General features: G+C 38.9%; 14 protein-coding genes. 2 read left to right on the forward strand and 12 right to left on the reverse strand.

The features are described from left to right. The first annotated feature begins 44 nt into the window (after positions 1-44). The gene (locus LI951_RS07370; protein WP_229441743.1) at positions 45-803 is read left to right on the forward strand and encodes a MerR family transcriptional regulator; all 759 of its coding nucleotides are present in this window, start codon (positions 45-47) and stop codon (positions 801-803) included. Between the two features lie 226 nt (positions 804-1,029). Here the strand turns inward: LI951_RS07370 and LI951_RS07375 are convergent, their stop codons facing one another. Beyond that, the gene (locus LI951_RS07375; protein ID WP_229441744.1) at positions 1,030-1,887 is read right to left on the reverse strand and encodes a Cof-type HAD-IIB family hydrolase; all 858 of its coding nucleotides are present in this window, start codon (positions 1,885-1,887) and stop codon (positions 1,030-1,032) included. Positions 1,888-2,404: 517 nt separating this feature from the next. Between LI951_RS07375 and LI951_RS07380 the strand changes: the two genes are divergently transcribed. Continuing rightward, entirely contained in the window at positions 2,405-3,163 is a 759-nt protein-coding gene (locus tag LI951_RS07380) for a TraX family protein (RefSeq protein ID WP_229441745.1), read from the forward strand. Between the two features lie 103 nt (positions 3,164-3,266). Here the strand turns inward: LI951_RS07380 and LI951_RS07385 are convergent, their stop codons facing one another. The 11 genes from LI951_RS07385 to LI951_RS07435 form a co-directional block, all read right to left on the reverse strand. After that, positions 3,267-4,232 carry a D-2-hydroxyacid dehydrogenase gene (locus LI951_RS07385; RefSeq protein ID WP_229441746.1) on the reverse strand — a complete coding sequence of 322 codons (966 nt, stop codon included), beginning with the start codon at positions 4,230-4,232 and terminating at the stop codon, positions 3,267-3,269. A 5-nt stretch (positions 4,233-4,237) separates the two neighbouring features. After that, positions 4,238-5,551 (reverse strand): APC family permease, encoded by a 1,314-nt coding sequence (locus LI951_RS07390; protein WP_229441747.1) that lies wholly within the window; start codon positions 5,549-5,551, stop codon positions 4,238-4,240. Positions 5,552-6,460: 909 nt separating this feature from the next. Beyond that, positions 6,461-7,945 carry a response regulator transcription factor gene (locus LI951_RS07395; protein WP_229441807.1) on the reverse strand — a complete coding sequence of 495 codons (1,485 nt, stop codon included), beginning with the start codon at positions 7,943-7,945 and terminating at the stop codon, positions 6,461-6,463. Next, entirely contained in the window at positions 7,945-9,681 is a 1,737-nt protein-coding gene (locus LI951_RS07400) for a sensor histidine kinase (protein ID WP_229441748.1), read from the reverse strand. Before LI951_RS07400 ends, LI951_RS07395 begins: the two co-directional genes overlap by 1 nt. Beyond that, positions 9,671-10,285 carry a YesL family protein gene (locus tag LI951_RS07405; protein WP_229441749.1) on the reverse strand — a complete coding sequence of 205 codons (615 nt, stop codon included), beginning with the start codon at positions 10,283-10,285 and terminating at the stop codon, positions 9,671-9,673. Before LI951_RS07405 ends, LI951_RS07400 begins: the two co-directional genes overlap by 11 nt. Positions 10,286-10,437: 152 nt before the next feature. Beyond that, a complete protein-coding gene (locus LI951_RS07410; protein ID WP_229441750.1) occupies positions 10,438-11,898 on the reverse strand; it encodes an ABC transporter substrate-binding protein in 1,461 nt (486 codons plus the stop codon). Positions 11,899-11,919: 21 nt separating this feature from the next. Continuing rightward, positions 11,920-12,843, reverse strand: a complete 924-nt coding sequence (locus tag LI951_RS07415; protein ID WP_202064753.1) for a carbohydrate ABC transporter permease — start codon at positions 12,841-12,843, stop codon at positions 11,920-11,922. 13 nt (positions 12,844-12,856) lie between these two features. Beyond that, entirely contained in the window at positions 12,857-13,816 is a 960-nt protein-coding gene (locus LI951_RS07420) for an ABC transporter permease (RefSeq protein ID WP_229441751.1), read from the reverse strand. A gap of 533 nt (positions 13,817-14,349) precedes the next feature. Next, a complete protein-coding gene (locus LI951_RS07425) occupies positions 14,350-15,207 on the reverse strand; it encodes an ROK family protein (protein ID WP_229441752.1) in 858 nt (285 codons plus the stop codon). Then, positions 15,207-17,888 (reverse strand): alpha-mannosidase, encoded by a 2,682-nt coding sequence (locus LI951_RS07430; RefSeq protein ID WP_229441753.1) that lies wholly within the window; start codon positions 17,886-17,888, stop codon positions 15,207-15,209. Before LI951_RS07430 ends, LI951_RS07425 begins: the two co-directional genes overlap by 1 nt. A 28-nt stretch (positions 17,889-17,916) precedes the next feature. Continuing rightward, positions 17,917-19,206, reverse strand: coding sequence for a glycoside hydrolase family 125 protein (locus LI951_RS07435; protein WP_229441754.1), 1,290 nt, complete (start codon positions 19,204-19,206; stop codon positions 17,917-17,919). Positions 19,207-19,272: the final 66 nt, after the last annotated feature.

The following is a 19,272-nucleotide window of genomic DNA, read 5'->3' on the forward strand; positions in this document are numbered from 1 at the left end:
CGTTACGTAAACGTTTATGATAAGAAATGTCAGGAGGAAAACAAATGGAATATACAATTAATAAACTGGCCCTGCTTTCCGGTGTCAGTACTCGTACGCTTCGTTATTATGATGAAATTGATTTATTAAAACCTGCGCGGGTAAATTCATCAGGCTATCGTATATACGGGAAAAAAGAGGTCGATCGGCTCCAGCAAATTCTTTTTTATCGTTCACTGGACATGAAACTGGAGGCAATAAAAAATAGTTTAGACAAACCTGACTTTGACTTTGAAACAGCATTGGAGAAGCACTATCAGGAACTTCTCAAAAAAAGAGACCAGATTGACTTGCTCCTTCTGACTGTGGAAAAGACATTACACTACCATAAGGGGGATATACAAATGAAAGATACAGAAAAATTCAATGCATTTAAGCAACAAAAATTAGTGGAAAATGAAGAAAAATACGGAGAAGAAATCCGTGAGAAATATGGCAAGGAGACAGTTGAAGCCTCCAACAAAAAGTGGGAGAATATGAGTGAAGAAGCTTTTCAGGCAATGAACGCTTTGGAAGACCAGCTGTTTGATGCTCTGGCAGAATTGTCTGAGACAAAAGATCTCGACTCTGAAACAGCGGAAACAGTTTACACACTTCATAAAAAATGGCTGAGCTACTCTTGGGCAAACTATTCAGCAGAAGCTCACTGTGGTTTGGCTGATACGTACCTGGCAGACGAACGATTTGCCGAATACTACAACAAGCGCGGAGGCGCAGAAACAACAGAATTACTCTCTCAGGCAATTAAAAAATACGCAAAATAGAAAGTTTAGGACAGAATCAAAGTTCCAAACTCTCTTCATATCTAAACCCGAATAAACGGCGGTACAAACTCCACATCATTAGGCGACTATTTTGTCTCTGCTGCACCTAGTCGCTATGACTGGACACTGAAAAAGATCAGGAAACAGAAAAAAAGTCTGTGATAAAAAACCGGTATCCAGCGAAACAGATTGTTTCGCCGAATACCGGTTTTATTAATCTGGTTTTCTAGTTGCTGGTAATCAAATGATCAAAGATAAACTTTCCAACACCGCCATTCGCACAATGATCCGTAATTATCCTGGCCTTTGCTTTAACTGCTTCTGATGCATTTTCCACCGCAACAGGAACGTCAACAGCATCAAGCATGGTCAGATCATTTTCACCATCTCCAATACCATAACTTCGCCCCCCAGAAAATTCCGTCATAAAGTGACGAACTGCATGACCTTTGCTGCTAAGCGGATTAACCACTTCCAAACATTGATAATAAGAAGAAAATACATGGGTTGTCTCGCTATTTAACATGTTTCTCAAGTATTCCAGTTCTTCATCGTCTGCTTCCATTATCTCGATTTTCAGAATTTTTAATTCGGAGTTTTCACTTAAGTATTGAACCGGATCATCCACATGCTGACATTCTTCTGCAAAAAATTTTTCCTTAAAGTCCATAATCCTCGTGCCTGTTTCACCCATCGGCTTAAGCCGCTTTCTCAAAGCTGAGTAATGCGCTCTATAAAGTCGATCAGATTTCATAATTATTCCATTATCCGTATGAATAAAATAGAAAATATTCCGTTCTTCAACTACCGAAACGATTTCCCTGCATATACCTAAAGAAAGCCAGGATCTGTAGACAGGCTCTTCTCCCATTAAGCGATATCCCGCACCATTACTGAAAATAACATCACAGTCATTTGTTAGCTGAGAAAGCAGCTCATGAAGCTGATCATAGCCTCTTCCACTAATAAAAACAAAATGATCTCCCTGATTTTGCAGCGCATCTATTCCATCAAAATTTATTTTAGGTATCTCTCCGCCAATATCCTGAAAGGTACCATCAATATCACAAAAAACTACATTCATTTTCTTTCCTCTCTTTCAATTTTTCAAGTATAGCATGTTTACTAATATTTTTTCTTAATCTTAAAAAATTAACTATGGTAAAATATTTGGTATACTGTTTTATAGATGTAACAGGCAGCTTTTCAAAAGAAGCATTGCTGTTAAACAGATACACAGAGGTTGCTGAATTTCTAAGAATGCAGTTTTATAACGGAATAAAGTCAGTCTCCCCATGAATAACTTTACAATAAAGCAGCTCGAAACAATCTATGAAAGCTCTGTGCTAAATAACCGGTGCACTTGACAGCGAACCGCCAACATTGAGTACTCTGACACTCAAAAATACAGAAAAAATGCATCAGAATAGCAATTTTAGTTCAATGGCGCTCACTGTAAAGTGTTCGCTTCATCACCTTAGACAACAGCTTTGGCACGAGCGGGAAACGTAACAACAAGCGGAACCCGCACTATTGTTAATTTTTCAGAGCATTTTTTAGACTATATTTTGAAATACGTATAATAAACAAGGAGTTATTTTATGAATAAAAAAGGTTATTTTTCCGGCAGTACACTGAAATGGATTGCCATTATCACTATGTTTATGGATCATTCAGCTAAACTGCTTTACTTACCTCAGTCAATTATTGAGCAGCTGCCGCCTGCTATGGAAACCTTTTACACAGCTCTAATTAAGATCTTTGATATTTTTCTTATTTTAGGAAGATTATCCTTTCCGTTTTTTTGTTTTTTGCTGGTGGAAGGCTTTGTGCATACCTCCAATGTAAAAAAATATTTTAGCCGTTTACTGATTTTCGCGCTTATATCAGAGGTGCCCTACGATCTGGCATTCAGAAATTCATTTTTTACACTGGAAAAACAAAATGTATTCTTTACTCTGCTGATTGGTCTGGTCGTTCTTATGGGACTGGAGAAAGTCAAGGAACGTACACCACTGAACATCATCCTTTCCCTTGGCATTGTTTTTGCCGGTATTTTTACAGCTGAGTTTCTTCAAACCGATTATGGCGGTTGGATTGGTGTTTTACTGATTTCTGTGCTGTACTATCTGAGAGAATATCCATTAGTAAAATGTCTTGCCGGCGGCTTGGTCATTCTTCAAAACAGTATCAGCGGATTATTTTCATTTATCTTTATTTATTTTTATAACGGACAAAGAGGGCGACAATGGAAATATCTGTTTTACTGGTTTTATCCGGCTCATTTGCTGGTGCTGATTGGTATTCAGCAATATATCCTTCTGCCTTATATTCGAATGATTTTTTCTACAATCCCTTAAAAAAAGCATGTCTGCTTTTCAAATCCGTAACGGTTTAAAAAGTAGACATGCTTATTTTTTAGAAATGATTTCCGGACAGATTCCCTCAAATAATTATCGACAGCTAAAGATTCACTACATTTTTTGATTGTCCGTCTAAAAATTGACATAAATTATCAACAGCAATCTCCATCAGACGCTGCCTTGTTTCTACCGGAGCCCAGGCAATATGGGGAGTCAAATAACAATTAGGTGCTTTCAATAAAGGATTATCCTCCTCGATTGGCTCAACGGATACTACATCAGCCCCTAATGCTGCAAGCTTTCCAGTATTCAACGCCAAGGCAACTGCCTGTTCATCCAAGAGACCGCCCCGTGAGGTATTAAGTAAAACTGCGCCCTCTTTCATTTTTTGAACAGCTTCGTGATTGATCATTTTTTCTGTTTCAGGAAACAGCGGCAAATGAAGACTCACAATATCTGCTTTGTCATAAAGCTCATCTAACGAAACCTGTTCAGCCCAACTATCCTGCGACTGCTTCGGTCGATAATTATAATAAATAACTGTCATCTTAAATGCATGGGCAATTTCCGCTACTCTTTGAGCGATTTTCCCGTAACCGACCAATCCAATGGTTTTCCCTGAAAGCTCAGTCAAAGGCAGCTTCCAATAGCAAAAATCTTCACTTCTCTGCCATTCGCCGGAATGTACCGATACATTATGAAGTCCAACCTGACTGAAAATCTCCAACAACAAAGCAAATGTAAACTGCGCTACTGCATCTGTACTGTAATCAGGGATATTCGTCACTGGAATCCCTTTCTGACGGGCTGCTTCAACATCGATCACATTATAGCCGGTTGCCAGTGCACCGATATATTGAACGCTAGGGCAAGCAGCCAATATCTCTTTCGTAATCGGCGTCTTGTTTGTTAAGACTGCCTGGGCAGAACCAATTCGTTCAATGATCTCAGTATGGTCGGTGTAAGAGGTTCGATCGTACCTCCTTACATCTCCCAACTTCTCCAGGCCCTGCCAGCTCAAGTCTCCCGGGTTCAGCGTATAACCATCTAAAATTACAATTTCCATTTCACTCAGCCTTTCTTTTGCTGATAATAAAACACCGGAATGCCCACACAGGTCATTCCTATCCCAACAAGTGCCAGCATAGGAGTAGTAACGGCTGTCATAACCAAGATAAAGCCGCCTCCAACCATGGCAATCAACGGTACAATCGGGTACAAAGGAACTTTATAGGGACGTTTCAGTTCAGGCTCTGTTTTTCGTAAACGAAGTACCCCCCAGAATAACAGAAGACTGAAAAACCACATGACAAATACCAGCATATCAGTCAGTAAATCAAAATTTCCTAAAGTAATCATAACACAGGCGATTCCCAATTGAACATAGGCAGCGATAAAAGGAGCATTTGTTCGTTTTGACAGTTTCCCAAATGCTGTACTAAATGGCAGCTGATTTTCCAGTGCCATTGCATAAGGGACACGCAAGCCTGTCATTGTATAGCCATTTAAAGCACCATAAACTGAAATTAAAATACCAATAGTCACAAGCTTGCCGCCAAATTCTCCAAAGATAACCATTGCAGTTTCCGAAGCACTGTTCAAATTCCCTGCAATTGAAGAGATCGGCAGTGTTTTTAAAAAGACCAAATTGATTAAAACATAGACAATTGTTACGAAGCTTAAACCTAAAATAATTGCTTTGGGTAAATCTTTTTCCGGATGTTTCATTTCTCCTGCAATATTTCCGACACCCAGCCAGCCGTCATAAGCAAAAAGAGTGGCTAAAAGTGCACCACTAACTCCCACCGCCCAAGAATTTCCCTGCCCAGAAGACATTGTGAAGAGCGAAACATCAACTTTCCCAGGCGTAAAAAGACCGACAATAATAATTAAGGCAATAGGGATCAATTTAACTGAAAGAGTAAGCGACTGCACTCCTGCTGCAGTTTTTGTCCCCAATAAATTAATTCCTGTAACGCTGACTGCCGTACAAAAAGCCAACGGCAGCAAATTGCCTGCTGACAGATGAAACAGGTTAACCAGCTGCGTAGCAAAAATAATACTCAACGCAGCAATATTGGCAGGAAAATAAATGATACTCTGTGCCCATCCTAATAAAAAAGAAGGAAGCTTACCATAAATCCTTTCAATATAGCGAATAGGTCCGCCAGTTTCAGGGATTGCTGTAGCAAGCTCTGCCACTGTCAACCCACCACAAATAGTTAAAAATCCAGCCAACAGCCAGACAACTAACGTCAAACCAGTTGCCTGTGTTTTCTCTACCACTGCAGCAGCTTTAAAAAAGACTCCTGCTCCGATTACCGTACCCATAACCGTTGATAACGCCCCAAAAAAAGAAATTTCCCGTTTTAATTCATTTTTCACTTAGTCACTTCCTCCATTTAACAATAATGAAAGTATACTGGAAGAGACCTCAGGTTGCCACTGAAAAATGACTATTTTCAGGAAATAATCTAAATTAAAATAAAATACGCAGAATTTCTCTACTAATTAAATATCTAGAGTTAGAATAGTCTTTTTCTCTTGTAACTATCTTTCTCCAAGTTCTTGGTAACGGGATGCATCGGAAAACATCCGATAAATAATTCGTACCATCAAATATACGGTCGCTACGACCACTTTTTGTGTCCGGTATTCCTTCTTATCTGAAAGAAAAATACCTGTATTCGATTGGGTTTCCCATGAAAAAATGTACAAAAGGAGCTATTCTACTTAAAATAGAAGCGATTTATTCTTATACGCAGGTTCTGTGACTTAATGATTGGTGCATATCTTTTTGTGCGATGAGTAACCGCAGGAGCAAGCTTTTTATGCGACGAGTAATCGCAGGAGCAAGCTTTTTATGCGACGAGTAATCGCAGGAGCAAGCTTTTTATGCGACGAGTAATCGCAGGAGCAAGCTTTTTATGCGACGAGTAATCGCAGGAGCAAATAAGTAGCACGATCTAGTTTTGTCCCTCAAGGTTAACTTGGAGAAGAACCTCAATAAGCGATCGACCTACAAGCTCTTCTGTCCTCTTTAATATGACAGGAAATAGCATGTAGATCGATCGTTTTTTATTTTCATTCTGTTTGGTGTAGGCGATAGCCCTCATGAGTGTTTGTCACAACCTCAGGCAGCATCTCATAAATAAGTCAATTACGAGAGCTCTTTGCATCATCTTTTTTGACTGGGATTAACTCTGTCGTTCAGATAACCCCTGCTTTTTCTTTCCAATTTACTTTCAATTACTGTTTGATTTTAGCGTATCCTTTTTATTAATCAAAATAAACTTATAAAGAATCATACTCTTCTCTGTACTTATCCCGAAATTCTTTGGGTGTAAGTCCATTCAGTTTTTTGAACAATTTTGAAAAATAATTCGTATTATTGTAGCCGATGGATTCAGAAATTTCATTAATCGTCTGCTGCGTGTGGAGCAACAAGTGTTGAGCTCTTTTAATACGAACCAAATTCAAATACTGGTTAAAGCTCAGCTCCGTTTCCTTTTTAAACAGCTGACCTAAATAAACTACACTTAGATGGAGGGTCTCTGCAGCAGATTTCAATGAGAGCTCCTTTGTATACAACTCATTAATGATCTCAATCGCGTGTTGAACTGTTTCTGAGTAGCGTTTACGACTTTTTTGATCTCTTGTTTTAATTAAAATCGTATCAAAAAGCTGGCGCAGATCCATTATCGTATTACCTGCTCTAATTTCAGCAATTACCTGTTCGTAGTCATCGGATGAGAGAGCCGGCGATTGTCGATAAATATCTGTAAACAGCAGAAAAGAAATGTACTTTACCTGCTCCGGATCTGCTTGAGCCGACAACAGCTGCTCAAAAATCTTATCCAGCTCCTGGTGTATCGTTTTACGATCTCCAATCGTCAATGCTTCATTAAATGAAAGAAAAGGCAGCTCTGCTTCTTTATTTAATGTATCCGCTTTTAAAACTTTTTTATGTGGAAGAAGGTCAGGATAAAATGCCTGCAGAGATTGAATCTGTTTAATTTTTTCAAAGCTTTTATACAGGTTTTCCCAAGCTTCGATTGTTTCACTGATAATCATCTGCCAATTTGCTCCAGTAAATTGCTGTTCAATCATTCGAACACTCAACAGCAGCTTTTGACGACTTCCATTGTAGATTACAATTAGCTGATCCTCGTTAAATCTGCCATAAATGGTCATTGGCTGCCCAATATCCATAAAGTAGTCAGCCACTGCTTTGAGTACATCTGCCGGACCATTAAACAAGAGTATTGTATAAGGCGGTTCAACAGTACTTGGGAACTGCCTAAGCAATCCTTGAAATTCCCCCTCATTTAATTCATCATTCAGCCAAAGAATTAACCCTGTTTCCCGGTACAGCTCCTTTTGTTCCTTCTGCAGTTGTCGGTTCTCCAATTCTGAACGAATCTCAAGAACACTCTTCTTCAACTCTTCTTTATTTACAGGTTTCACCAGATAATTCTTTACCCCAAGCTGCATCCCTTTTTTAACAAAATCAAATTCCTCATATCCGGATAAAATAATTGTAAAAAAATCCTTTGTTTTTAGCTGTGTTTGTTTGACAAGTTCAATGCCGCTCATATCCGGCATGTTGATATCTGTAATCAGCAGATCAATTTCGTGATCTTTTAAATAATTCAATGCTTCATCAGAGCTTTTAGCGGTCTTAACTACTTCAAATCCAAGTTCCGACCAATTGAGAATCATCTTTAGCCCTTCAAGAATCATATATTCATCATCCACAAACATCAGCTTATACTTCATCACGTTTCCAATACCTCCCTATCTAACACAATACTTATTTTAACCCCTTCCCAAGGTACGGAATCAATCTGTATCTGATACTTTTCACCATAGAAACCTCTCAATCGCTCATGAACATTCTTCAACCCAATAGAATTTTGAAGATCTACTTCCTGATCTGTCATTCTTTCTAAAATCATGCTCAATTCTTCATTGTCAATTCCTTTTCCATTATCAGCTATCTGTATATAAATTTTCCCCTTCATAGAAAATGCTTTAATACTGATTGCATTATCATTTCTGCTGTAATCGATGCCATGGACAAAATAATTTTCAACAAGCGGCTGAATAACAAACTTAGGAATTTTCAAAGTCTTAAGATTTTCTTCGATCGTCACAACATAAGCAATTTTATCTGGATAACGCATCTGATACAAATAAACATATTTTTCACAGAAGTCCAATTCATTCTGCAATGTTGTCGTTTTTTCTTGTGTCGTGTTGTTCCGCAGCAAGGCTGAAAACGCATAAACAACATCAGCCAGCTCCTCTTGTTGGCGACTAAGAGCATACATCCGAATATATTCCAGCGTATTATACAGAAAATGAGGATTAATTTGAGACTGTAACGCACGCATATGTGCATCCCGCTGTTTAATTTCCAATGTGTAGATATCTTCAATGTAGTCATTAATACTCACAGTCATCTGATTGATTGCTTCCGCAATTTCTTTAAGTTCCTGTTGGACTTCTGTTGTGTCAATTTGTTCTTTAAAATTCCCCTGACTGACTTTTTTCGTAGCTTCCACAATATTTCGTACTTGAGAGGAATAACGTTTAAATGTGCGGTTTAACACTAAAAGCAATAAGGCAATAATCAGAATACCAAAAAAGAAAATCATTCCAGCAAAAGCGAAAATCTCCTTCCATATTCTTTGTTTGCTTAAAAGTATTAAAATCGTCCGGTCCTCCCTGCTGCTGACTGCCTTCACATAGTAATTCTTTTTCAAAAAATTCAGCGGTACTCTCCTGCCCTGCTGCATCTGCTCGTCGAGTGCAGTCAGCTGCTGTTCATTCATTTGTGTATTATTCTCGTATAGACGCTGCCCGCTGCTTGAATAGATGAAGCTGCTGATTCCTCTCTGTCGATTCTCCTCACTCTGACTGCCCAGAACCATCGAATCATCGAATGCAATAAACAGCTGACCAACAACCTGAGTCAGATTGCCGGGATTATAAATGGATCGAATCAGATACAGACTTTCATCCATAATTATTTGATTCCCCTGAAATTCTGTTCCCTGAGGCCGTTCCCTGTCAGCTTTTAGATAATATTCACTTTCTTCAAGCCGAATGGCAAGCTCGCTGATTTCCCCATAAGTATTAAATATTCTGGAAAGGGTATTGGGAATATAAATATTTTCTCCTGTTGTCCGATAGATTTCATTTGTATAGTCAAAATATTCAGCTGGGGTTAAATTCAAATAGTTTCTCACTGATTCAAACTGCCGATCTGAATTCGTAAATTCACCAAGTACTTCTGTCATCAACCGACTTTTTTCCTGCGTATAGCTATCCAGCTGCAGTCCCGTATTCTCAACTGACTGCCAGCTGCTGTGGAATTGTTCAATTCCAGTATACAAGCTGAGTGTCAGCATAATAAAGATAGAAACAAGAATCAGCAAAATACTATAGAGCTGCATCAACTGATTAATCAGGAAATCCTTTTTAAAAAAAGCAGCAATTTTAGTTTTCATAAGTTAACTTTCCATCAATCCATTCACGATTTTTTTTACTGGCAAATGACAGCCATAGAATAATAAGACTAAAACTCCCAAATAATATAAGTCCTTTCATACTCAATGTAAACAGAATAATCCCTGTAAGCCCGACAATAATTTTTAAAAAGACAGTGAAATTTAAAAAAATACTGATAAAAGACAGCTTGAAAAGATTGATAAAACTCAGCTCATAGGTTGACTCATTCATTAATACATATAGATAACCTACAGTCAGCAAAAGAACTGCAAACAGCAAAATAAAGTCAATTATCATCCAAATCAGTCCTTGCAGGCTGCTGGAGAGATAAAGGTTATAAAAAATAACTATCTGTATACTGAAAAACAAGTAAAAATATAGATTACCTTTGATAAAATTCACTTTCCAGCGCTCAAATGCAAGTTTCCAGGTTGTCTCCCTATAGCCCAGTTCATTTATCTGAACCAAATCACTGATTGTTTGAAAAGCAGGACCAATACCTAAAAAAAGCCCGCCAAGAAGTGTAAATGTAATAAAAATAAAATTAAGTTTCACAATAGCCCAAATCATTGAAAAGCCTTTTTCCAGTCCTGAACTGACCATGTAATTCCGCCCTTTCCTCGTTTCCCTTTGTTATTATAACGATACTGAAGCAAGGAACATTGCTCCTGTTTATGTAAGTGAACACAGGATAAATCACTCATACCTCATAGATTTATCCTGCGTTCGATATTCATTTAAAAAAATAGATGGAGCTATTTATTTGTTTTACGAAATTCATCAAATTGCTGCTGCATTTCTTCACAAACTTTGTCCCAGCCAGCTGTTTTCAAGTCCTCTAAAAGCTTTGGTATATTCACTTCCGGATCAATTGTACCAGTCGCCAAGCTGGATTTGTAGCGATTCATTACATTGGCAATATTTGTAATTTCTGTTTTCACAGCATCTGTCTTGAAATTGAAGCCCAGAATTGGTGAAGATTCTGAAGCAGCTATATTTTCATCGCGCTCTTTGATCATTTCATCTGTAATAGTATCCTGTGTATAAAGAATCAGGTTATTTCCAGTGTTCCAGGCTGCCATATGGTTATTGGGCTGATAGCCGTCCAGCAGTTTGATTTTGTTGTCTTCTCCTTCAATTTTCTCCCAAGCTTCTCCCTCAACTCCGTAAACCAGTCCATTTAAAAGTTCTGGATCGCTATTTAACAGCCCAAGAAATTCCATTGCTTTTTCTTTATTTTTAGAGACATTGGAAATGACAAAATTCGCCATTTGAGCCTGTGCTGTTGATTTTAGCGGAATTGTAATTGGTCGTGAAACCAACTCCTGTCCTGCTGCATTCGTTAATATTGTATCACCGTAATCCATCGGTCCTTGTGTTTCCTCACGCATAAACCATGTATTTCCTTCCAAAGGAAAGCCGGTTGTATTAGTCGCCGCATCTGCAGGGATCAACCCATCTGTGTACCATTGATGCATCAATTTAAAGTTTTCCATCTGTTCCTTATCTGCGTACTGATTAACAATTTTCGTTGTATCGCCATCAAGTTTTACTGCAAATGGATATTCTTTTCCAATAATATAATCGAAGTTTCCAGATAGTTCAAATGTTTGACCAATTGCAAAGGCAGGAATTCCCGGTTCATTTTTATGGAAGATTTTCAATACTTCCTCAGCATCTGCATACGAATGAACGGAGCTGATATCAATGTCGTATTTATCCAAATATTGTTTGTTAAATGTCAGCATTTGCTGTGCATAGATGTTCCCGTTAACTGGAAAAGCATACAATTTTCCATCTATTGAATTTCCTTTAATATAGGCTTCATCCAATTGTTCATAAGCTTCTTTTGCATATTCAGGCGCCAATTCTGTTAAATCAGTATACGCACCTTTTTGAGCGTTAGCTACATAATCAGAGGCAAAAGAAAGATCATAATTTTCACCTGAAGCGATAATTGTACTCATTTTCTGATTCCAATCTCCCCAGCTGATATATTGCAAATCAATCTTCGCACTAATTTTCTCCTCGATACGCTTATTTGCAATCTCCATCAGCTGATCATAGTTATCGGGTTTATCCCCCACCTGATACATCAGCAAAGTTGTCACACCATCTGCTTCTCCTGAAGCGTTATCATTTGAACCACAAGCTGCCAGCCCTACTGTTAAAGCTGTTGCTCCTGCAATTACAGCTGCTTTTTTCCACTTATTCATTTCTATTCCTCCTATATATTTTTATTCCTTCACACCGCCGATTGTTAAGCCGCCGACAAAATATCGCTGAAAGAACGGATAGGTAACTGCAATCGGTAATGTTGAAACAACAACAATGGCCATCCTGGCCGATTCACTTGGCAGAGCTGCCAGCCCTCCCTGAACCTGAGCAGCCATTCCTGTGCTTTTTGCCAGATAATCAAGATTATTTTGAATGCGCATTAACAACGCCTGTAAAGGAATCAGAGAATCCTTTTGAACATACAGCAAAGCATTAAACCAGTCATTCCAATAGCCCAAGGCAGCAAACAAACTAATCGTTGCAATACCAGGTACAGCTAGCGGCAAAACAATAGAAACAAAAATTTTTATTTCACTTGCGCCATCAATCCTTGCCGATTCAATAATACTGTCTGGTACTGTTTTTTTAAAGAAGGTCCTCATTACAAGAATATTAAAAGGACCTAAAGCCAGCGGCAGAATCAGTGCCCATATCGTATCCTTCAATTGCAGAAGATTTGTCATAACCAAATAATTCGCTACCATTCCCGGTGAAAACAACATCGTAATTAATGCAACCAATGTGAAAAAACGTCGAAATGGAAAATTTGACCTTGAAATGGCATAGGCATACAACGAAGTCATTGTTGCATTAACGAATGTTCCAAAAACTGTTACGAAAACGGTTACACCGAAAGCCTGAAAGATCTTACTGCTCATCTGCCCACTGAACAGGTAAGTATAGGCTGCTGTAGAAAATTCTCCTGGCCAGAAGCGGTATCCATTTTCTGCCAATGAAGTTTCACTTGTCAACGAAATAACAATAACAAAGAAAAACGGCAGAATACAGGAAATTGCAAAAAGCGCAATGACTATGCTGAAAATCAAGTTGACCGTTGAATTAAAGGAACGAACTTCAACTTGTTGTACTTTTTTCTTCTTCATATTAAAGTCCCCCTTAAAATAAGGCTGAATCCGGTTCAAGTTTTCGAACAACAAAATTCGCTGCCAGCAACAGACAGGCACCTACCACAGATTGATATAAACCAGCAGCAGCAGTCATCCCAAGGTCCCCTGTAGCAGTCAGTCCGTTAAAGATGTACGTATCCAAAACAGCAGTCACCTGATACAAAGCACCGGAGTTTTTCGGTACTTGAAAGAACAGACCAAAATCTGCTCGAAAGATTCCTCCAATATTCATAATCAGCAGAACAGACATCATTGGAATTAGTTGAGGAATCGTCACATTTTTAATTTGCTGCCATTTGCTGGCACCGTCCACCATTGCTGCTTCATAATAGGTCGGATCAATTCCCATGACAGAAGCGTAGTAAATAATACTGTTATAGCCAAGACTTTTCCAGACATTCAGTACGACGAAAATCAGCGGCCACCACTTTGGATCAGCATACCAGTTAATTCCTTCTCCACCTGCATTTGTAATCCATTGATTTAAAATTCCTTTATCAGGACTCAAAAATGCATAGACAAAGTATGAAATGACAACCCAAGAGAGAAAGTACGGCAATAAAGACATAGTATGATAGACTTTCACTGCTTTCTTATTTCGGAGTTCACTCATAATAATCGCAAATGCAATCGCAAAAAACAGATTGAATGCCAAAAACACAATATTGTAAAGCAGTGTATTCCTTGTAATCAGCCAGGCATCACTGGATGCAAATAAGAATTTGAAATTTTCAAATCCAACCCACGGACTATTTCTCAAACTTGCAAGAAAACCATCCGGCGAAATATGGAAATCTTTAAATGCTACAATATTTGCGAGCACTGGTATGTAGAAAAAGAATATAAACCAGATGAAACCCGGCAAAGCCATTAAAATAAGTGCTTTAAATTGCCAGATTTGCTGCCAGATGCTCTTTTTTCTTTTATTCATTTCTTTCGCTCCTTTCATTAATAAGGATAACGCTTTCAACAAAAGAACTTAAGAAACAAACTATAGGTCTTTCGAAACAAATTAAAGATGTTGTTCAAACTTATCTGCCGAACTATTTAGTAGTATAAGTCATCTAGTAAGAGAGTACGTGAAGCTCTGATGGGATAAATTGTTAGAATTTATTCCATATACAAAGAGACAACTGAATGTAAAACAACTGAGAATAGGACAGAAATAAAGCTCTGAACTCTCCTCGTATCCCCCAATAAACGGCGGGACAAAAGGAGCTCCTTCGGAATTAAGCCAAAGTGTATTCATTCACAGCTATTCATTCTATGAATAGTGTTCCTTAACAATTTTCGGATACTCCTTCTTAATTCTCGGAGCTGATCGCTTTTGTCACAACCTCAACTAAATACAGAGGCATACAAAGTCTGGACCATCGTTTATTCAGTTTTAGGGAATAAGACTTACTAATGTCACACTCCCAGCCATCTTCTAAAAATACAAGTAAAAAAGCTTTATATATATTTCTGCTGCCTGCCTATTTTCTAAACTGCTTCCTTTGCCAGAAGCAGACAGCCGATAATCCCACTCTCGTTAGCAAGCTGCCAGCGAACAATATATTCATTTACTTCAGGAGTATCCATATATCCTGCCATCTGTTCAATGAACTGTCTACGTATCTTGTGAAGCAAATGCCCTTGATTCATGACGCCTCCGCCTAAAATGATTTTCTCTGGCGCCAGTGTTAACGTGTAATTCATCAATGCCTGTGCAATATAGTAGGCCTGAAGTTCCCATGCCGGATGTGCTTCCGGCAGATTTTCGCCTTTCATCCCTGTTCTGGTTTCAAGAGAAGGGCCTGCCGCCAATCCCTCCAAACAATCCCGATGGTACGGACAAGTGCCTTCATAACGGTCTGAGTCAGCACGCCGGATTCTGATATGCCCCATTTCCGGATGTCCAAGCCCTTGAAAGATCGTTTCGTCAATCACAACACCGGCTCCAATACCTGTTCCTACAGTCAGATAGATACAGCTCTTTTTACCTTTGGCTGCTCCTCTTTTCATTTCCCCGTAAGCAGCAGCATTCACATCTGTTGTCCAGGCAAAAGGAATGGAATAGCGACTCTTTAAATTCCCTAAAAGATCAAAGGCTGTCCAACCTTTTTTTGGAGTTGCCAGAATATAACCATAATTATCTTTATCCGGATTAATACCGATTGGACCAAATGAGCCTACTCCCATAGAGCACAATGAATACTGATCAAAAAAGGCATAAATCCGTTCCAACGTTTCTTCCGGAAGGGTCGTAGGAATCTCCAAGCGGTCAATAATCGTCAATGCTTCATCTCCAACGGCACAAACCATTTTAGTTCCTCCGGCTTCAATTGCTCCATAATACATTAGTCAGCCTCCCCAAAGCCAATCGTACGAATTTCACAGGGCTTCAATTGATTAGAATATTTCTGTTTCTGGTCTTCTTCCAGCAGATTCAACAGAAAAAGCTGTTCTTTATCTTTTTTGATTGTCAAATCAGCATGTTTATCAGATAGATTATACCCTCGAAGAACTAGCCGATTCTTTTCTTTACTGCGTTTTAAAGCTGTTACTGCAAACGTATCTCCTTCAACTATCAGATATTGATTGCAGCCAGGCAAGCTTCCTATTTGTCTGGGAAGCTGTTTTGTACTGAAAGGAATCTGCAGACTGTGAGCATGTCGATAGGTCTGGTAACGCTGATCAGGTCTTCCATGAAATTCAATTGCATAAGTAAATGTATGCTGCCCTATACACTGTGCTTCCGGAGTTGGAAACCAGCCCCAGTCGCCCAGCTCTCCTGTACATCGAAGCAGTGTCAGCGCAATAGTATCTTCAATAATTTCATATTCATTCAAACCGATATTGGATACGGTTACACCAAAATATGAATCGTGAAGGTTTACAAATGCATGCTGATGCTGAGGGTTCGCAGGGTTTTCCCAATGGCTGGATACCTTGTTGGGTCGTACAACTGCTTCATAAATACTGTCAGCTTCATGTGTTTCAGCTTTTATACCTGTCGGAAAAAGAACACGCAGACGATGATCTTTCGCTTGATTGTCAATCGTTGTTTCGAATCCTACATGCTTATTTACACGATCAATTGTAATCAGCGTCTCAATAGTAAATGGCACCATCTCCTTTGAACGTTGTGCCTTTCGGTATCGAAAATCAACAACAGCTTTCTGTTCCTCTTCCAATAATTCATCTGCTGATTTGGGAATTCTCAATGTTTGAGTCAGACAAATTTTTCCGCAGATATCAGAATTTTCCATTATTTTAATGTTATGAGTAAAATTTGTTGAAAGAATTGCCTGATCTCCTTCAGGCTGCTTAAAAATATACTCATTGGCAATATCTCCCACATCTTCAAAGACCAGCAGGTTTTCCACTGTTTTTCCTGTTCCTCTATCAGTGATTGCTATACTGCCGTCTGCAGCAACTTCAACCTTTACCTGTTCGTTTTCCAATATCCTGCCATTTGCATGAACCAGTTTTACTTTTTCATTTTCTTTTTTTCCTTCTACAAGTGCCAATGTTTCCCATGAAAATTCTGCCATCTCAGAGGTCTCGACACTCACTGTCACAAAACGTTTCATAAAAGGGATACGAAACGCATCTTTTGGAAGTTCATAATCAAATAGAACTTCTTCAGTGGTAATGGAGGCATTCACTGTGTCGCCAAATTGATTTATCACATAGTAGTCTCTGGAAGGCTGATTTTTTAACATGCTGTATAACTGTACCGGCAAACCTTCTTTAAATGTTTTTCGCTCCAGCTCAATTTCCACCACCGCAATCCCTGCTCTTTTCTGACCAGATGTATTGAAAATAACAAAGGGTCTGCTGTTTTCCGGAAATCCAGAGGTATCCATTGCTTCTACCAAACTGGCTGCTGCTTCCTCTGCGAGATACTTTCCAACCTCATTCGCTTTTTGAAATCTCATCATCATTTCACGGTGCACCTCATCAAGAGAACAGCCGCAGATACTATCATGAGGATGATTCTGCATTAGTGTCTTCCATGCATAATCCAAAGTATCATGATCGTATTTCCCGGTCAGCTCATATGCCATAGCAGCTAAAGGCTCACTAATATTTTCGAGTTGTCTTGATACTTGTGTATTCCATTGCTTGAGATAAACTCTGGAAGAAGCTGTATTCGCCAACGTAAACCAGCCATCTGTCTCCTGACTTGTCAATTCCCCAGTGACAGTTCCCAAGTCTTCTGGCAACTCTTTTTGTACTTCTTTCAAATATTCTGTAAAACCAGCATGAATAAATTCATAATCCGGAAAAAGTCTGTTCGCTGTGTGAATTGCTTTTGTAATATCCTTTTGAACAGGCTGATGATCAACTCCATTCATCATAAGATAATGTCTGGTTGAGCCGAATCTTTCAACTTCTGCCAGCTTTTGCTCCCAAAAAATTTTTGCTTCTTCTTCATTCACTGGTATTTCATTACCGTTTGAATACCAGTTGGCAAATAATAAACCAAAGATTCTGCTTCCATCCGGTCCTTCCCAAAACATTTCAGAGTACTGAGATGTAAAATGATCATCTGACAAAACCTCATTATCAAACCCGATTGGCTTTACGCCTCGACCAAAAGCCGCACTTTTCAGCCCAGCCTGAAGCATCATCTGCGGCGTCTGTCCCATATTTCCAAAAGTGTCTGGAAAATAGCCCAAAGCAACTGGTGTACCCCACTTTTTACTTTCTTCCATGCCAATCAGCATATTTCTGGTATTCGATTCAGAACTAATTAAAAAGTCATCCTGAAGAATATAAAAAGGACCAATCTGTAGTTTTCCTTCAGCAATTGCCCGCTGAACGGCTGCCCTTTTTTCCGGACGTACCTGCAGATAATCATCCAAAATAATTGTTTGACCATCCAAATGAAAACTTTTAAACTCAGGATCTGTTTCAAACAGCTCCAGCAAATCATCCATCAGCTCAATTAAACGCATGTGGTGCTGCTCGTATGGCAGATACCATTCCCGGTCCCAGTGACTGTGTGATACAATATATACTTTTTTCTTCATTCCCATCTTTCCTTCCAAAGGTTATCCATTATTTTTCAACTCGGATATCAAAATAATCCATCACTAACTCACAAAACATCATATTTGCCCAAGAAAACCATTCTCTTGTATACTGATTCGGATCATTCACATCAAAGCCTTCATGCATGAGGTGCGTTCCGGCATCGGTTGCTGTCAACAAATTAAGGATACGCTCCTTTTCCTTTTTATCCGAAACAGTCATACCTTCCATTGCCAGCGCAATAGGCCAGACATAATTTTCCGGTGTATGAGAGCTGCCAATTCCTTTGGCAAAAGCTCCTTCATAGTAATAAGGATTTTCTTTACTTAACAATGTTCGACGAGTCGCCTGGTAAACCTCATCTTCCTCAGAAAGATACCCCAAATAAGGAGCAGCAATCAGATTAGGAACATTACTGTCATCCATAACTGTCGCATTTCCTTTTCCATCCGCCTCATAGGCAAAAACCTTTTCTCCTGCCTGATTCCTTGTGATTCCGTAAATAGTAATTCCCCGCTGAATCTCCTCTTTCAATATTTTTGCCTGTTCAACAACTTTTTTATCCTTCAGTACCGAGCTGAATAGTTCTTCCAGATACCCCAAAATAACCACTGCAAACATATTGGAAGGTACCAGATAGCCGTACTTGCAAGCATCATCACTTGGTCTGAAACCGGACCAGGTCATACCTGTTGGAAAAATCTCTGCACCTCTGCCGTTATTGATCAGCGTATCTTCAGTTCTTGACGTGTCACGTGTAAAGCGATAAGGGGAATTTGCATGATTTTGTTCGGTACGAAATACATGCAGGATTTTTTTAATTCCTTCGACAAATTCTTGATTAAATTGATCTGTACGTCCGGTATTTTTAAAAAGCAGGTATGCCAGCTGAACCGGATAGCAAAGTGAATCAATTTCATATTTACGCTCCCATACCCAGTCATTCATCTCCGTATGGTCAGTTTGATGGCCGGCACCATCTGCACTTTCATTAAAAGCATTTGCATAAGGATCAATATTGATACATTGAAACTGTTTTTTTACTAAACCGCTAATCATATCTGCTAACTCTTCATCTTCTTTCGCAATCACTAGATAAGGTCTTACTTGTGCAGTAGAATCACGCAGCCACATCGCCGGAATATCTCCTGTTAATAAAAAGGTCGTACCATCTTCATGTCTCTTTACGGTAGTTAAAAGTGTATTGGCAAATGCAGCATTAAAATTTGCTGCCCAATCCTTATGCTCTTCTCCGCATTTTTCTGTAATCTCCTTCATGAATTTCTCCACCGAACTTGGTATGCTTTTATATACCATTTACTATTCACTCCTCGTTTATTGATATACCATTTGAATGTACTCAGTATAGCTGTATTTTCTATG

The organism is Enterococcus sp. BWT-B8, assembly GCF_020567625.1.
Lineage (GTDB): Bacteria > Bacillota > Bacilli > Lactobacillales > Enterococcaceae > Enterococcus_L.

Coding starts and splice junctions, on each gene's coding strand:
- LI951_RS07375 (WP_229441744.1), bottom strand. CDS start 1,887: ATGAATGTAGTTTTTTGTGATATTGATGGTACCTTTCAGGATATTGGC.
- LI951_RS07385 (WP_229441746.1), bottom strand. CDS start 4,232: ATGGAAATTGTAATTTTAGATGGTTATACGCTGAACCCGGGAGACTTG.
- LI951_RS07435 (WP_229441754.1), bottom strand. CDS start 19,206: ATGGTATATAAAAGCATACCAAGTTCGGTGGAGAAATTCATGAAGGAG.
- LI951_RS07410 (WP_229441750.1), bottom strand. CDS start 11,898: ATGAATAAGTGGAAAAAAGCAGCTGTAATTGCAGGAGCAACAGCTTTA.
- LI951_RS07405 (WP_229441749.1), bottom strand. CDS start 10,285: ATGGTCAGTTCAGGACTGGAAAAAGGCTTTTCAATGATTTGGGCTATT.
- LI951_RS07370 (WP_229441743.1), top strand. CDS start 45: ATGGAATATACAATTAATAAACTGGCCCTGCTTTCCGGTGTCAGTACT.
- LI951_RS07420 (WP_229441751.1), bottom strand. CDS start 13,816: ATGAAAGGAGCGAAAGAAATGAATAAAAGAAAAAAGAGCATCTGGCAG.
- LI951_RS07400 (WP_229441748.1), bottom strand. CDS start 9,681: ATGAAAACTAAAATTGCTGCTTTTTTTAAAAAGGATTTCCTGATTAAT.
- LI951_RS07425 (WP_229441752.1), bottom strand. CDS start 15,207: ATGTATTATGGAGCAATTGAAGCCGGAGGAACTAAAATGGTTTGTGCC.
- LI951_RS07380 (WP_229441745.1), top strand. CDS start 2,405: ATGAATAAAAAAGGTTATTTTTCCGGCAGTACACTGAAATGGATTGCC.
- LI951_RS07395 (WP_229441807.1), bottom strand. CDS start 7,945: ATGAAGTATAAGCTGATGTTTGTGGATGATGAATATATGATTCTTGAA.
- LI951_RS07415 (WP_202064753.1), bottom strand. CDS start 12,843: ATGAAGAAGAAAAAAGTACAACAAGTTGAAGTTCGTTCCTTTAATTCA.
- LI951_RS07430 (WP_229441753.1), bottom strand. CDS start 17,888: ATGAAGAAAAAAGTATATATTGTATCACACAGTCACTGGGACCGGGAA.